Genomic DNA, 14,401 nt, shown 5'->3' on the forward strand with positions numbered 1-14,401 from the left:
CCGCGTGGACAGGGCGGTCTGCTGGCCCTCGCTCGCCTGATCGCAATTGAAAGTCTGCTCCACGAAGCGAGCTGGTTCGAGCATGACATTCCGTCTCTTCCCACGGGTCGAAGGAGCGCACAAGGCGGGAGGAGGGCGGGCCGGGTGCCCGCCCTCCTCCCGGTTCGTTCTGCATGAACAGGTCGGTCAGCCTTGGCGGATCCAAAAGGACTCGATGCGGTCGTTCATGTACGAGCCCACCCATCCCTGCAGGAGGCACCGGCAGGGTTTGTTCATCGACCACGTCTGGCGGTCGCCCTCCCACAGGGTGAAGTTGTATCCGGTGACGACGTTGCACCGGCTGTAGGAGTTGAAGCCGGAGATGTTGTTAGCCCAATGGTCGAGGATGTTGATGTGATAGCCATCGGCGTCGCAGTTGCCGTAGTCGCCGTGGATGCGGGTCAGGTTGGAGGGTGAGTTGTTGGCGTTCCAGAACCACTCCATGAGGAGCACCGTGTCGCTCGCGCTGGCCTTGCGGGAGGCGGTGGCATAGTCGTCGGCGCATTCGTGTGACCGGACGGGGGACGCCTTTCCTCCAATGCCGTTTAGATAGCGATCTTGCTGGTAGCGTCGTTTGGTGATCTTGTCGGATGACACAGGCAGTTCGGGGCGGTTGACGGATCTGATCGCCGTCGGAGCGCTGACATCGCTGATCCCTCGCCAGGCCCTGGACGCGGCCATCGCCACGCACGGATGCCGGGAGCGTCGCGTTCGCAAACTCCCCGCGCATGTGGTCATCTACCTGCTGATCGCGTTGTGCCTCTACCCGGACGACGACTACGAGGAGGTCGCCGAGAAGCTGACGGGCATGCTGGCCCTGGTGCCGGGGGCGCGCTGGCAGGCGCCGACCCGTGGGGCGATCACCCAAGCCCGCCAGCGCCTGGGAACCGAGCCGGTCAAGGACGTGTTCCAGCAGATCGCCCGGCCTGCGGCAACCGAGTCGACGCCGGGCGCGTGGCTGCACGGCCTGCGGGTGATGGCGATCGACGGGTTCGTTCTGGATCTGCCCGACACCGAGGCCAACGTCGCCGAGTTCGGCCGCGACAGCGCAGGCGGTTATGAGACCGCGTTCCCGCAGGCCCGGGTGGTCGCCATCAGCGAGTGCGCCAGCCACGCCATCGTGGCCGCCGATGTGGCGGGCTGCTGGGCCGGCGAGCAGACTCTCGCCTTCTCCCTGTATCGGCGCTTGACCGCGGAGATGCTGCTCACCGCCGACCGCGGCTTCTACAGCTTCCCCGCCTGGAACGAGGCCCGCCGTGGTGGCGCGCATCTGCTGTGGCGGGTCCAGGCCGGGCTGCGCCCGTACTGGCTGCGTGACCTGGCCGACGGGTCCTGGCTCGCCGTCATCACCAAACCGGCCGGCCTGCGCCAGTCACAAAAGGACCGGCTGCGCGAGGCCGCCCGCCAGGGACGAGACCTCAACCCCGAGCACGCGGTGATCGTCCGGGTGGTCGACTACACCGTGCCCGACCGCAAGGGCGAGCACATCCGGCTGATCACCAGCATTCTCGACCCGGCCGAGGCCACGGCCGAAGAGTTGGCCCGTTGCTACCACGATCGCTGGGAGGCCGAAACCGGCATCGATCAGCTCAAGACGCACCTGCGAGGGCCGGGCCGGATCCTCCGCTCCCGCACCCCAGAGCTGGCCTACCAGGAAATCTGGGCCTACCTCTTGACCCACTGGGCGTTATGCACCCTGATCTGCACCGCCGCAACCACCGCCGGGATCGACCCCGACCGGATCAAGTTCCTGGGCACCGTCCGCATCGTGCGCCGCTCGGTCACCGACCGCGCGGCCTTTTCCCCCTGAGCCACCCGACGCCACCTGGAACCGGGCCCTCCATCACGTCGCGCACCGACGGAACACGAACCCACGCCGCCGCCACCGCTCCTACCCACGAGCCGTCAAACGCTCCCGAAAGAGCAGCTACCGCGAGCGACGCCCCTCCGACAAGGGCATCCGGTACGCAGGACCACCGACCGTCACGCTCTTGCCCGCACCATCGGCCACCCAGCGAAAACCATGATCAACTGCTATCTAAACGGCATTGGCGCCTTTCCTGGCGGCGCCTTGCCGATGACCATCACGCAGTACTGGCCGGATGGGGCCGGTGTTTCGGCGGTTGCTGCCGCGGGCGCGGCGGATGCGGCCAGGAGGAGGGCGGCGGCGGCGAGCGCCGACAGGAGCAGGTGGATTCTCTTCATGGTGGTTTCCGTTCCGAGGGCTGCGGAGCCACGACGTGCCGCAGCGGATCCGTTCCCTCATCAGGTGGTCGAACAGCCTCCTGGCTGTTCGGCTTGTCCCTGTCACGCTCTCCTGGTGACGACGGCCCGGCCAGGACGATGACCGGGCATTCTCCGGACATCCCGTACATCTCCATGCCGCGTGCTTCGGCGGCGGCCCGGGGTTTCGCTAGGGCCGGCCCTACCTGGGAACGCCCGCCACCAGGATCGATGCGGCTTCAGCGGGATCACTGGCGTGGTCGCGTGATCACGTCACGTTCTCGCCGGTGGCCGGCCTGAGCCTGGCTGCGAGCCGTATGTCTGGCGCGCCTGCGGGGCTGCCGGCCATCTTGGTCGGTCGCCGACGTCAGGCCGGTCGCAAGGGGGCGAGGCAAAATTAAGGACGAAATGAGGATTATGTCCTGTTATATTCGATGGTCAGAAGACTGAAAATGGCAGGCACCAATGATGCTGTAGCGGTATAAGGCCAGCTCAATAGCCTGCGGCTGAATGTCGGCGAGCCTCTGTTTCCGCTCTGTGCGGCTGGCGGATGCGCCAGGTTGAGGTCGGTCGTGTTCCGTGTGCGCGACCAGGTCCGCCGATCGACGATTGGAGCAAAGTGCGGAGAGGACTGTCCACGCTGGCCGCCTTCGTGGTGACGGCGGCTGCTGTCACCGTCACGATAAGCGCGGCGGGCAACGAGGCGGCCCCGGGAGGGAAAGCCGCGGGAAGTGTCGGACAACGTGGCATCGCCTGGGCGCCGTGCAAGGAAGCCCCCACCGTCGAGTGCGGCACGCTGACCGTACCGATCGACTGGTCCAAGCCGAAAGGACCCACCGTCGACCTGACCCTGGCCCGGCGCAAGGCCACCGACCCCTCCGCGCGGATCGGAAGCCTGCTGACCAACCCGGGCGGACCGGGCAACTCCGGCGTTAACGACATCCTTCGCCCTTCCGGGTTCAGCGAGGATGTGCAGCGGCGGTTCGACATCGTCAGCTACGACCCCCGGGGCGTCGCCCGCAGCGGTTCGGTGACCTGCTCGGCTTCGCTGTACAACAAGATCCCGTACGAGGTCATGACCAGCCAGGCCGACTACGACAGGTGGATCGCCTTCAACAAGAAGCTGCGCGCGGACTGCCGCAAGCTCACCGGCCCGCTGTACGACCACATCGACTCGGTCAACGTGGCCCGTGACATGGACGCCATTCGCGCCGCGCTCGGCGACGACAAGCTGACCTCGTACGGCGTCTCCTACGGCACGCTGGCCCAGCAGATGTACGCCGAGCTGTTCCCGAACCGGGTCCGGGCCATGGTGCTGGACAGCAACATGGACCACAGCGTGAACGCCAAGGCGTTCCAGGTGAGCGAGGCGGCCGCCATCCAGGACGGCTTCGACGAGTTCGTCGCCTGGTGCGAGCGGGACACCGACTGCGTCCTGCACGGGCGCGACGTCCGGGCGCTGTGGAAGGGACTGCTCAAGAAGGCTGATCGCGGCAAGCTGTACTGGCCGGGGGTCTCCGACCGTCCGGTGAGCGCCCACAACCTGCTCTGGCTGGGCGTGGTGATGAACGAGGGACCGGACTGGCCGCTGGAGGCCAAGGTGCTGCGCGCCCTCGAGGGCGGGCCGGTGCCGGATGACATGCCGGACCCTCCCGGCAACGGGCCCGTGAGCGGTGAGCACGCCGAATTCCCCACCGCGATCCTCTGCGAGGACTTCAACCTCAAGCTCCGCGACTACGCCGAGTACGCCGATGTGATGCGCGGCGCCAACGCGGCGGCCCCGGACATGCGGTACAACCCGATGCCGATGGGCGACATGCCGAGGTGCCAGGGCCACCCGGTCAACAACCCGCAGCACCGGCTTCGGTACACCGGGAGCGCTCCGCTGCTGGTGGGCGCCTCCAGGCATGACCCCTCCACGCCGTACAAGTGGTCGGCCAACGTGGCCCGCCAACTCGGCTCCAAGGCCGCGCTGCTCAGCTACGAGGGCTGGGGCCACGGCATCTACGGCATGACCGAGTGCACCACGGCGGCGATGGACAAGTACCTGATCTCGCTGAAGGTGCCCGCGAAGGGCACACGCTGCCCGGCGGACCCGGACCCCGCAGCCAAGGCCGAGCAGCAGTAGACCGGCGGGCGGCCGTCGGCGGGCTGCCGTCGGCCGCCATGCGACCATTGCCCGGCCGGCTCGTTGTCGTCTCCCGCATGACCTTCCCGCGGGCTGAAGGGCCGGTCTGCCGGAGGCGCTTCCGCCGAAGGCGCGGGGCATGTTTCGAAGTTTTTTCATGCATTCTGCCCTGCGGCGCAGCGACAGTACGATGGCCTGATGCCGCAATCCGAAACTGCGTTCACATTACTTCGCCGATAGTTGACCTGATATTCAGCCATCGGCGCCGTAACCCACGCAAGGAAGGGCGGAATGTGAACGTCGGGCGCATGGAAGTGCAGCCTGAAGGGCTGTCCGGCGACGCCGCGCGGCTGCGCGCCCTGGCCGGGGAGCTCGACGAGATCAGGTCGATGCTGGAGGGGGAGATCGCCGCCAACGAGGGCTGGGAGCGGAACGACGAGGCCGGCCGGCAGCTCGCCGAATCGCTCGAGCCCAACAGCGACGTCGCGATGCACCTTTTCGGCCAGGTGGTCACGCAGCTGTCGGGCACCGCGGACGAGGTCGAGGCCACGGGTCGCCTCGCGGCGGATACCGACGGCGCATGAAGGCCTGATCCATGGAGTTCCCCGCCTGGGCCGAATGGGCGGCCGGATGGCTCGGCGGCTGCAAGTGGCCGGATGTCGACCTCGAGGGCATGCGCCGCCTCGGCGACGCGTGGCTGCGCGCCGCGGACGGCATAGAAGCGCTCCTTCCCGCCCTGGACGAGGCCCTCGGCCAGGTGATGTCGCACAACAAGGGCGACTCGTCCGCTGCGTTCTCGGGCCGCGCGTCCGAGCTGCGCGAGTCGGCCGCCCGGCTCGAACAGCTCTGCCGGGCGATGGGCACGCAGTTCAAGGACGCCGCCACCGAGATCGAGTACGCCCAGATGATGATCCTCGCCACCCTGGCCGTGGTGGTCGTGTCGATCGTGCGGCTCGTGACCGCGCTCTGGGCAGGCGGGATCACCGCGGCTGCGGTCGCGGCCCGGCTGACCCAGCAGCGCATGCGGATCACGCTCATCTACCGGCAACTGCTGCAGGCCTTGGTGCGGTACGCCGCCGTCGACTTCGCGACGGGGGCCGGTCTGTCCATGGCGGTCCAGGGCATACAGGCGTTCCAGGGCAACCGCGGCCGGATCGATCTCGGCAAGGCCGCCATGGAGGGTTTCCAGGAGGCCATGGAGTCGGTGGTGCAGAGCCTCACCCAGGGCGCCCTGAACCGCAGGGGCACGCCGGGTGCGACCGGCATCGCCGACGCCGGCCGGATGTTGCTGCTGCGATCCGCCGGCCACAGCGCGTTCAGCGGCGCCACCGGTGGCGCCGCGGCGGCCGCTGTCATGGGCTTCATCACGGGGCAGCCCGTCTCGCTCGAGGACATGGCTCGTGCGGGCGTCTCCCAATCCGTCATCGGCACGGCCACGGACATCCGCGAGCTGATCACCCCGTTCGACGCCGGCCCGGCGCCCGCCGCGCCGTCGACCGGCTCTTCGGGGCCCGCCGGCTCCGCTTCCGGGTCCCTTCCCGGCCCGGCAGGGACCGCCGCCGAACCCCCTTCCGGCCCTCCCAGGGGCACGGGCCTGTCCGCCGCGCCGGTTTCCGGGGGCGCCGGCCCCGCGCCCGCGGCGGACCCGTCTCCCCCACCCGCAGGACCTCCGGTCGCCGACACCGACCCAGCACCGGCTCCGCCGGCCGGGTCCGCACCGCGTCCGTCCCATCACCCGGCCGCCGCGGCGCCCTCCGCGCCAGGTACGACCGGTCCTCCCACGGCCGCGCCCTCCCCGACCTCGGCCTCCCGGGTGTCCGGTCACGCAGGGCACGAAGGCGGCGGGCCGATGCACGCCGCGCCGCCGGATGCCGGAGCGCCGAGCACGCCTGCGGCCCCGCTCCCTTCCTCCGGTGACGACGCCGGACTCGCGCGTGAGGACGTCGTCCCGTCCGCCGCCGATCTGACGAGCGCGCTCGGCGGGACGGACGTCCCGGTCACCAGCCGTGCCGCTCCCTCTGCGGATCCGTCGTCGGGCGCGCCGGCGCGGACGGCCGAACCAGCTCCCGCGGGTTCCCCGCCCGCGGCTCAGCAGGGCCCGGCCCACGGGAGCCCGACGGCCTCCGCAACCGCGTCCTCCGCCCCCGCGGCTTCGCCCTCTGCGCCGGCCCAGCCGGTGACAGCGGCCCACGACGTTCCTGGTGCAGGAGCCGCACCCGGCGCGGTGGCGAGGGAAGCGGGGCAGCAGACGTACGAGGGCGAGGTGCGGCGGGAGGCGGAACGGCCGGCCGAGCGCCTGCCTGGCACCGGCCTCCGCGTCGATCTCGACGGCATGCACCCGGAGGCGGCGCGTGCGAGTGCGGCGGCCGTGCGAAGGCTGGCCGAGCGCTATCCGGTCGAAGGGCTCCGCCATTTCCGGGCCGTGAACTTCGATGAGGATTTCGCCCACATCCCTGGCGCGGACGCGCAGCCGGCCGTGGCCGTCACCAGCGGGGAACGCCGGGGTGTCTATCTCAACCGGCGGCAGTTCGCCGACCCCGCCGGCGTGGTGGCGCGTGCGGCGCGGGACGAGGAAACCGGCCGTACGGTGCCCGGCGGGGGCACGGTCGAAGGCATCGTCCACCACGAGTACGGTCACCAGCTCGCCGAGGGCCTGCTGGGCGACCCCGCCCTCCGCGCGGAACTCGACCGGGCCGTGTCGCGGGTGCTGCGCATGCGGTACGACGCGGGGGACTTCCACGACGACCCGGCGATCAGGACCGAGGTCGAGTGGCACCTGTCGACCATCGGGGCGGCCGACCCGCACGAGATGATCGCGGAGGCGTTCACCGAGTTCCACAACGCCGAACGGCCGCGCCCGCTGGCCACGGCGATCGGACGGCTGATCGACCGGCACCTGTCCCGTGACGCGGCGAGCCGGCCAGGCGGTCCCGCGGAGTCCGGTACGCGGGAGCTGGAGGAGGTGCATGCCCGGGACGCCTTCTCCCCGCGGCCGAACGACGCCGACGGCTTCTGGGTGGACGTGGCGCTGGAGGCTTTCCACATCGGGGAGGACCGTGCCGCCGCGGCGCGGAACCACCAGTGGGTTCGCTGGGAGGAGGGCAAGGCTTCGGAGCGGGAGCTGGTCATCGCCGCCGGGCTCGACGACCTGGCCGCCTGGCGGGAGTTCCAGGAGAACGGGCGAGCGGTACCGCCGGATCATCCGCGATGGCGCGACATCAGGAAGGGCCACGACTACGTCTACGGGACGCTGAGGAACCATTTCGGCAGGACGCACGAGGAGCTCTACCCGGAGGGTGAGGGCGGCCGGACGGCGGGGGAGGGCGATCGCGCGGGTTCCGGCGCGCGCCCGTCGGTGGCGGAGCCGTCCTCGGCCGGCGCCGGCGTGGTCTCGCTGTCCACCGACGCCGCCGGCCATGTGAGGAGGGCGGAGGAGAAGGCCGAGGCGGCGGCGCGCCGCGGCGAGTTCGTATCGCCGCTGAACGATCCGGCGCTGCCCAACGACCACCGGCTCGTGCAGCGGCAGATCCAGCGGACGCTCCGCCACCTGAGGGACACCTTGACGGACGCCGTCGACGCCGCCTGGGCAGCGGGGATGGAGCACGTCAAGAAGGCCCGGCCCGATCTGCACAGGAGCGACGTGCACTTCGCGGGACCCGCCAAGGACGCTGCCATGACGTACGCCCGCGAGGAGCTCGCCGAGTGGTTCGCCGGCCACGGGCCGGGCCTGCTCGATGGCGTGTGGGGCTATCGCGTCCGGGGCGGGGTCCATTACGACCGGCGCGGCCGCGAGGTGGAGGTGGCGGCTGACGGGCGGCTGCCGCTGCACAAGAGAATCGGAGCCGTCCGCGCCGACGTCGTCATCGAGCGCACGGTGTGGGACACGCGCCTCGGCGAGCGCTGGATACCGGCCCACATCATGGACATGGCGGTGCGGACGGAGGATGACATCAAGCAGCGCGGGCGGGTGAAGGACCGGCTCGGCCTCAGCCTTTTCCCCAAGGGCATCTCGCCGACCGGTTACGCCCCGCCGAACGAGTACGCGGCCGGGCGGGTCGCCCCTCCGAGGACCGACGACCAGTGGAAGGCCCTGTCGGAATACGTCATCACCAATCTGGGACACCATGTCGACAACGTGGTGATACGGGAGACGCGGGAGCCGCTCTACCGGGTGGACAACCGCGGCCCGGACCAGTTGAAGGAGGCCGGTTTCCTGGCGAAGGACATCCACGACGCCGACCTCGACCAGCACCTCGGCGCGGGCAACAGGGCCTTCGTGTCGACCAGCCGCAATCCCGTGATGCCCTGGCGCGGGAAATACCAGTACGAGCTCGACCTGGAGGGAGGCGTCGACGCGGACAGGACCGTCGGCAGCGAGCTGTACGGCGGGCACCAGCAGGAGGTCGCCATCCCCGGAGGTTTCCCCTTCAAGCACGTGCGGAGATTCCGGGTGATGCTGAACGAGGAAGCGGTCGGCAACCATCTGGCCGAGCCGGAATATGGTCCGTGGCACGACAACCCCGACTACGAACCGCCATAGAGAAGACAGGAGGGGGAGGACATGCGGCTACGGCCGGCCATCTGCGACGCGTGTTCCCGGATCAGGAAGCGGGCCAACCCGGCGGGGACGACGTCGGCCGACCGGGTCCTGCCGTTCTGCGAGGCGTTTCCCGGCGGCGTGCCGGACCAGATCTATTTCGGCGGTTTCGACCACCGGCAGGGCTATCCGGGGGACCGCGGCGTGCTCTTCGAGCTGCGCGAAGGCGGCGAGCCGGCGTTGGCCGCCTACGAGCAGGACGCCGGCGGGTAGGCCCGTTCCTCGCCTCGCGCGCCGCGCTATCGCCGCGCTAACCGGCGGCGAGTGCCCCTCCCGATAATCGCCACAACCGTCAGCAGGCAGGCGATACGAGGAGGCAGGACGTGAGAGTGATCATCGACAGGGCTCTGGAGCTGGTACTTCCGGAGGAGAAGGCGGCGGCCGTGTGCGCGTACCAGTACAAGTGCTTCACGAACGGCTGGCACAGGAGGTTGTGCTGCTCGTCCTCCGCCGACAACTGCTCGCCCTGGCAGCGGCTCGGCCCCAGCTGCCCGGTCTAGCGAGCCGGTCTAGCGAGCCGGTCTAGCGAGGGGGCCTAGCGAGGGGCCTGCCGCGGGCCGTGCCACGGAGGCCGTCGCCGCGCCGCCGATCCGGGGGCCGGCGAGCGCGGTGCGGTCCGAGGGCGGGCGGTCGCTTCAGGTCGTGAGTGAGTCGACGAAGCGGGACATCCCGGTGAGCCACCGATCGGGGTCGTCGGCCTTGCGGCGGACGTACTCGGCCACTTCCGGATGAGGAAATATGTGGAACCGTTCCGCCGCCAGGCCCTCGATCACCGCTCCTGCCACGTCCTCCGCGTCAAGAACGGGCGCGGAGGCGCTGACGGCCCGGGCGGTCAGGTGGTCGTCCGCCAGGCCCTGCTCCAGCATCGCCGTACGCACTCCTTGCGGGCACAACACGCTGACCCCGATGCCCTGGGTGGCGTAGTGGATGGCCAGCCATTCGGCGAACGCGATCGCCGCCGCCTTCGTCACCGCATATGGTGCGTCGCCGGGGCAGCTGATCAGCCCGGCCGCCGAGCAGGTGTTGAGCAGGTAGCCCCCGCCGCGGGCGATCATGGAGGGCACGGCGGCGCGGGCGGCGTAGACGTGGGCCAGCACGTTGACCGCGTAGAGGCGGTTCCAGTCCTGGTCGGAGGCGTCCAGGCCGTGGCCGTCGATGACGCCGGCGTTGGAGCAGAACAGGTCGACGGGGCCGAACGGGGTGTCGACGAGCGCGGCGACCTCCTGCTCGGACGACACGTCCACGCGTACGGCGGCGGCCCGGTCGCCGATCTCCTTGGCCACCGCGCTCGCTCCGGCGGCGTCGAGGTCGGCGACCACCACGCCCGCCGCCCCCTCAGCGGCGAACCTGCGGGCCATCGCCCTGCCGATCCCGCCGGCCGCGCCCGTGACGACGACGACCTTGCCCTCTGCGCGCATCCGTGCTCCTCCTGAAAGCCTGAGACGATCGACCGGTAACAGAACAACATTCTACTGCGTCGGCGCTGCCCCCAGATGAGAGTTCTCTCATCTGCACCTCAGCGTGGTCTCCTCGAAGGGCGTCAGGCTCGACCCCATGAAGCAGCGGGGAACCGTGATCCTCCTCGTCCTGGCGGCGGCCGTGGCGGGATTCATGTCGGTGGGGCTGGTGCAGGCGGCCGAGGAGCCCGATCTGGGCGGGCCCGTCGTGGTGACGCCCTCACCGGACGGGCACAGCACGTACGATCCCCGGACGTCAGATCCCAGCCCGAGCGGCCAGCAGACCTCCGAGCCCGCCGTCTCCGGCTCGCCGTCCACGAGCCCCGGTCCCCGCCACAGCGTCGGCCCCACACCGCGCAGGACGAAGGCGGAGCCGGTCAGGCCACCCTCGCCGAGACCGGGCGGTGGCGACGACGACGATGATGGTGACGACGACGATGACGACGACGACTGACGGGGAGGTCGCATGCGGGTGAGCGCCCGTGCCCGGATCGTGGGCTGGATGCTCGCCGTCGTCGGTCTCGCCCTGTCAGTGTCGATCTTCGCGACCTGGTCCGTCCTGCTCGCCCGGCTCGACAGCCGGATCAACCTCGAGATCAGCAACGAGGTGGACAAGCTGCGCGCCTACGTCCACCCGAAGACCGGCCACTCGTTCACCGCGCTCGAAGACCTGCTCGACGGATACCTGTCGGTCAACACCCCCGACCGGTGGGAGACCTTCTTCAGCATCGTCGACGGCGAGGCGCACAAGGTCACCGCCATCCCGCCGCCCGTACGCATCGACACCGACGCCGAACTGGTCGCCGACATGGCCGAGGCCACCGAGGCCGAGCGCGGCACGGTCGAGAGCGAGCAGGGCCCGGTCAAGTACGCCGTGATCCCGGTGCGGGTGCAGGGCGACCCCCGCCGGGGCCACTTCGTCGTGGCGATCTTCTACGAGCGGCACCGCGACGAGATCGTCGAGGCGGTGAGCACGCTCGGGCTGTCCGCGCTGGCCGCGATGGCGCTGTCGGGCGGCGCCGGCTGGCTCGTGGCCGGGCGCGTGCTCGCCCCGGTCCGGCTGGTCAGGCAGACCGCGGAGCAGATCAGCGACTCCACCGACCTCACGCGCCGGCTCGACGTGCCCGGAAACGACGACGTGGCCGCGCTGGCCGCGACGTTCAACCACATGCTCGACCGGCTGGAGCGCGCGTTCGTCGGGCAGCGGCGCTTCCTGGACGACGCCGGCCACGAGCTGCGCACCCCGATCACCGTCATCCGCGGCCACCTGGAGCTCATGGGCGACGACCCCGCCGACCGCGCCGAGACCATCGCCCTGGTCACCGACGAGCTCGACCGCATGCACCGCATCGTCGACGACCTGCTCACCCTCGCCAAGGCCGAGCAGCCGGGATTCCTCACGGTCGACGACGTCGAGCTGGCCGACCTGACGGTCAGTGTGGTCGCCAAGGCCCGCGCGCTCGGCGAACGCCGGTGGCGGGTCGACGAGGTGGCCGAGGCGCGGCTCCCGGCCGACCGGCAGCGGCTCACGCAGGCGCTCATGCAGCTGGCGGCCAACGCCGTGCGCCACACCACCGACGGCGACCTGATCGCCGTCGGCTCCGCCGTCCGCGACCGGCAGGTGGAGCTGTGGGTACGCGACAGCGGCCCCGGCGTGCCGCCCGCCGAGCGCGAACGCATCTTCGGGCGGTTCGTGCGCGGCACGGGCCGCACCGGCGCCCACGACGGGGCCGGCCTGGGGCTGGCCATCGTGCAATCCATCGCCGAGGCCCATGGGGGCGACGTGAAAGTGACCGAGGCTCCGGGCGGAGGAGCCCGTTTTGTCATGACCCTGCCGCTGCGGCAGGTGTGGAGGCAGTGGTGAACCGCATTCTGATCGCCGAGGACGAGTCCAGGATCGCCTCCTTCGTGGAGAAGGGGCTGCGGGCCAACGGCTTCGTGACCGCCGTGGTCGGCGACGGGGTCGCCGCGTACGACCTGGCCTGCGCGGGCGGGTTCGACCTGCTCATCCTCGACATCGGGCTGCCGCTGAGCGACGGGTTCACGGTGTTGCGGCGGCTGCGCGAGTCGCGGGTCACCATGCCCGTGATCATCCTGACCGCTCGGGACAGCGTGAGCGACACCGTGGCGGGACTGGAGGGCGGCGCCGACGACTACATCGCCAAACCCTTCGCCTTCGAGGAGCTCCTGGCCAGGGTGCGGCTGCGGCTGCGCGCGGAGCGCACGCCCGAGGTGACCGTGTTGCGGGTCTCGGACCTGTCGCTCGACCTGCGCACGCGGCGGGCGTACGTGGGGGAGCGCGCGGTCGACCTGTCGGCCAGGGAGTTCGCGCTGGCGGAGATCTTCTGTCGCCATCCCGACCAGGTGCTGACCCGCGAGCAGCTGCTCAGCCACGTGTGGGGCTTCGACTTCGACCCGGGCTCCAACGTCGTGGACGTGTACGTACGCTATCTGCGACGCAAGATCGGCGCCGAGCGCATCGAGACCGTCCGCGGCACCGGCTACCGGATGAGAGTGGCCTAATCATCACCTCACGGTTGCTTCACCCCGTACGTAGAGGCTGTTCATCAACGGCACTACAGAGGGAGAAAACGTGGCAACCGGGCTGGTGATGGACCTCGCGGCGATCGTCGCGCTGGCGTACGGGCTCTACTATCGGCGGCACCACCGGCGCGACCTCCTGTTCGCCTACGTCGCGCTCAATGTGGGCATTTTCGCCGTGGTGTCGCTGCTGCTCGTCCAGCGGGTCGACATCGCGGTCGGGTTCGGGCTGTTCGGGGTGTTGTCGATCATCCGGCTGCGGTCCAGCGAGATCACCCAGCAGGAGATCGCCTACTACTTCATCGCGATCGTGCTGGGGCTGGTCAACGGCCTGGCCGGGGCGTGGCCGCTGACCGCGCTGCTGCTCAACGGCGTGCTGCTGGCGATCATGTACGTCGCCGACCATCCGCGGCTGCTCGGCCGCACCCGGCAGCAGGTCGTGACGCTGGACGTCGTCCACGCCGACCCCGACCTGCTCCGCGCCGACCTGGAGAGCCGGCTGCGCGCGCGGGTGCTGCACCACGTGGTCACCCAGGTCGACTACGTGCGTGACGTGACCGTGGTCGACGTGCGGTACGCGGTCACGGCGCCCAAGGCGACGGGGGTGCCGCGATGACGGACGCGGACGTGCTGCTCGCCGGGGTGGCCGCGGCCGCCAGGCCGGTCGGGCTGGCCGACGTGCCCGAGCTGATGAGCCGGGTCGACAACAAGTATCTCGTGACGGGCGCGACCATGGCCCGGCTGGCGGGGGAGCTGGGGGACCGGTTCTCCGTGCTGCGGATCGGCGGGCGACGGCAGTTCCGCTACACCTCCACCTACTTCGACACCCCCGACCTGCTCACCTTCCGCCAGCACCGCCAGGGGAGGCGGCGCAGGTTCAAGCTCCGTACCCGTACCTACCTGGACGGCGGCGGGCGGTGGCTGGAGCTCAAGCTCAGCGGAGCGCGCGGCAGCACCGACAAGCACCGCATCCCGTACGACGGCGTGCCCGCGCACGTCCTCACCCAGGATGCGCGCGACTTCGTGCACAACACGCTGGTCGGGGAGCTGCGCCTCGCCCCGCCCGCCGGGCTCGCACCGGTGTTGTCCACCGACTACCGGCGGGTGACGCTCATCGACCGGGCGGGCGCGGCCCGGCTCACCTGCGACACGGGCCTGCTCTGCCACGACGGGCGCCGGCACGTGCCCGCCCGGCGCGACCTGGTGCTGCTGGAGTCGAAGTCGGCTGACGGCAGGGCGCTGGTCGACAGGGTGTTACGCGGGATGGGGGTGCGGCCGGTGAGCGTGAGCAAATACTGCATCGGGATGGCGGCTCTGCGGGACCTGCCGGGCGGCAACCGCTGGCGTCCGGTGGTGCGGCGCTATCTCGCGCCCCAGGAGGATCTTTCCTGTCTCCGCCAGGTGGCATAGTGATCG

The 14,401-nt window shown here is 70.4% G+C and carries 14 protein-coding genes; 11 read left to right on the forward strand and 3 right to left on the reverse strand.

Annotated features, from left to right (window positions below; all coding sequences use genetic code 11):
• Positions 1-186 precede the first annotated feature (186 nt).
• Positions 187-726, reverse strand: coding sequence for a hypothetical protein (locus tag ACZ6SA_RS31815; RefSeq protein ID WP_465832562.1), 540 nt, complete (start codon positions 724-726; stop codon positions 187-189).
• On the opposite strand from ACZ6SA_RS31815, the gene ACZ6SA_RS31820 reads away from it, so the two are divergent.
• Positions 617-1,849 carry an IS4 family transposase gene (locus ACZ6SA_RS31820; RefSeq protein ID WP_465832337.1) on the forward strand — a complete coding sequence of 411 codons (1,233 nt, stop codon included), beginning with the start codon at positions 617-619 and terminating at the stop codon, positions 1,847-1,849. The two genes, ACZ6SA_RS31815 and ACZ6SA_RS31820, sit on opposite strands and share 110 nt — an antisense overlap.
• Positions 1,850-2,073: 224 nt before the next feature.
• On the opposite strand, the gene ACZ6SA_RS31825 is transcribed toward ACZ6SA_RS31820, so the two are convergent.
• Positions 2,074-2,244 (reverse strand): hypothetical protein, encoded by a 171-nt coding sequence (locus ACZ6SA_RS31825; protein WP_465832339.1) that lies wholly within the window; start codon positions 2,242-2,244, stop codon positions 2,074-2,076.
• A 637-nt stretch (positions 2,245-2,881) separates the two neighbouring features.
• On the opposite strand from ACZ6SA_RS31825, the gene ACZ6SA_RS31830 reads away from it, so the two are divergent.
• The 5 genes from ACZ6SA_RS31830 (at position 2,882) to ACZ6SA_RS31850 (ending at position 9,487) form a co-directional block, all read left to right on the forward strand.
• Positions 2,882-4,390, forward strand: a complete 1,509-nt coding sequence (locus tag ACZ6SA_RS31830) for an alpha/beta fold hydrolase (protein WP_465832341.1) — start codon at positions 2,882-2,884, stop codon at positions 4,388-4,390.
• 308 nt (positions 4,391-4,698) lie between these two features.
• Positions 4,699-4,974: a hypothetical protein gene (locus tag ACZ6SA_RS31835; RefSeq protein ID WP_465832343.1), complete on the forward strand. Its 276-nt coding sequence runs from the start codon at positions 4,699-4,701 to the stop codon at positions 4,972-4,974.
• Between the two features lie 11 nt (positions 4,975-4,985).
• Entirely contained in the window at positions 4,986-8,930 is a 3,945-nt protein-coding gene (locus ACZ6SA_RS31840) for a WXG100 family type VII secretion target (RefSeq protein ID WP_465832345.1), read from the forward strand.
• 21 nt (positions 8,931-8,951) lie between these two features.
• Positions 8,952-9,200 carry a hypothetical protein gene (locus ACZ6SA_RS31845; RefSeq protein ID WP_443153847.1) on the forward strand — a complete coding sequence of 83 codons (249 nt, stop codon included), beginning with the start codon at positions 8,952-8,954 and terminating at the stop codon, positions 9,198-9,200.
• A gap of 110 nt (positions 9,201-9,310) precedes the next feature.
• Positions 9,311-9,487, forward strand: a complete 177-nt coding sequence (locus ACZ6SA_RS31850) for a hypothetical protein (protein WP_347643653.1) — start codon at positions 9,311-9,313, stop codon at positions 9,485-9,487.
• A gap of 135 nt (positions 9,488-9,622) precedes the next feature.
• On the opposite strand, the gene ACZ6SA_RS31855 is transcribed toward ACZ6SA_RS31850, so the two are convergent.
• On the reverse strand, positions 9,623-10,405 hold the full coding sequence (locus tag ACZ6SA_RS31855) for an SDR family oxidoreductase (RefSeq protein WP_347643654.1): 783 nt from the start codon (positions 10,403-10,405) through the stop codon (positions 9,623-9,625).
• Between the two features lie 136 nt (positions 10,406-10,541).
• Here ACZ6SA_RS31855 and ACZ6SA_RS31860 point away from each other — a divergent pair, with 136 nt between their 5' ends.
• From ACZ6SA_RS31860 to ACZ6SA_RS31880, 5 genes are all read left to right on the forward strand, one after another.
• Complete coding sequence (locus ACZ6SA_RS31860) at positions 10,542-10,898, forward strand: hypothetical protein (protein ID WP_347643655.1); 357 nt, start codon at positions 10,542-10,544, stop codon at positions 10,896-10,898.
• A 12-nt stretch (positions 10,899-10,910) separates the two neighbouring features.
• Positions 10,911-12,308: a sensor histidine kinase gene (locus ACZ6SA_RS31865; protein WP_347643656.1), complete on the forward strand. Its 1,398-nt coding sequence runs from the start codon at positions 10,911-10,913 to the stop codon at positions 12,306-12,308.
• A complete protein-coding gene (locus ACZ6SA_RS31870) occupies positions 12,305-12,967 on the forward strand; it encodes a response regulator transcription factor (protein WP_443153844.1) in 663 nt (220 codons plus the stop codon). Before ACZ6SA_RS31865 ends, ACZ6SA_RS31870 begins: the two co-directional genes overlap by 4 nt.
• Before the next feature lie 88 nt (positions 12,968-13,055).
• Positions 13,056-13,601 carry a DUF4956 domain-containing protein gene (locus tag ACZ6SA_RS31875; RefSeq protein ID WP_347643834.1) on the forward strand — a complete coding sequence of 182 codons (546 nt, stop codon included), beginning with the start codon at positions 13,056-13,058 and terminating at the stop codon, positions 13,599-13,601.
• A complete protein-coding gene (locus ACZ6SA_RS31880) occupies positions 13,598-14,395 on the forward strand; it encodes a polyphosphate polymerase domain-containing protein (protein ID WP_465832349.1) in 798 nt (265 codons plus the stop codon). Before ACZ6SA_RS31875 ends, ACZ6SA_RS31880 begins: the two co-directional genes overlap by 4 nt.
• Positions 14,396-14,401: the final 6 nt, after the last annotated feature.

The sequence above is a fragment of the Nonomuraea sp. NPDC049378 genome (assembly GCF_055586745.1).

Bases quoted from the DNA above. Each gene is read 5' to 3' on its own strand.
- ACZ6SA_RS31825 (WP_465832339.1), bottom strand. From the start codon at position 2,244: ATGAAGAGAATCCACCTGCTCCTGTCGGCGCTCGCCGCCGCCGCCCTC.
- ACZ6SA_RS31855 (WP_347643654.1), bottom strand. From the start codon at position 10,405: ATGCGCGCAGAGGGCAAGGTCGTCGTCGTCACGGGCGCGGCCGGCGGG.
- ACZ6SA_RS31845 (WP_443153847.1), top strand. From the start codon at position 8,952: ATGCGGCTACGGCCGGCCATCTGCGACGCGTGTTCCCGGATCAGGAAG.
- ACZ6SA_RS31860 (WP_347643655.1), top strand. From the start codon at position 10,542: ATGAAGCAGCGGGGAACCGTGATCCTCCTCGTCCTGGCGGCGGCCGTG.
- ACZ6SA_RS31865 (WP_347643656.1), top strand. From the start codon at position 10,911: ATGCGGGTGAGCGCCCGTGCCCGGATCGTGGGCTGGATGCTCGCCGTC.
- ACZ6SA_RS31840 (WP_465832345.1), top strand. From the start codon at position 4,986: ATGGAGTTCCCCGCCTGGGCCGAATGGGCGGCCGGATGGCTCGGCGGC.
- ACZ6SA_RS31875 (WP_347643834.1), top strand. From the start codon at position 13,056: ATGGACCTCGCGGCGATCGTCGCGCTGGCGTACGGGCTCTACTATCGG.
- ACZ6SA_RS31835 (WP_465832343.1), top strand. From the start codon at position 4,699: ATGGAAGTGCAGCCTGAAGGGCTGTCCGGCGACGCCGCGCGGCTGCGC.
- ACZ6SA_RS31880 (WP_465832349.1), top strand. From the start codon at position 13,598: ATGACGGACGCGGACGTGCTGCTCGCCGGGGTGGCCGCGGCCGCCAGG.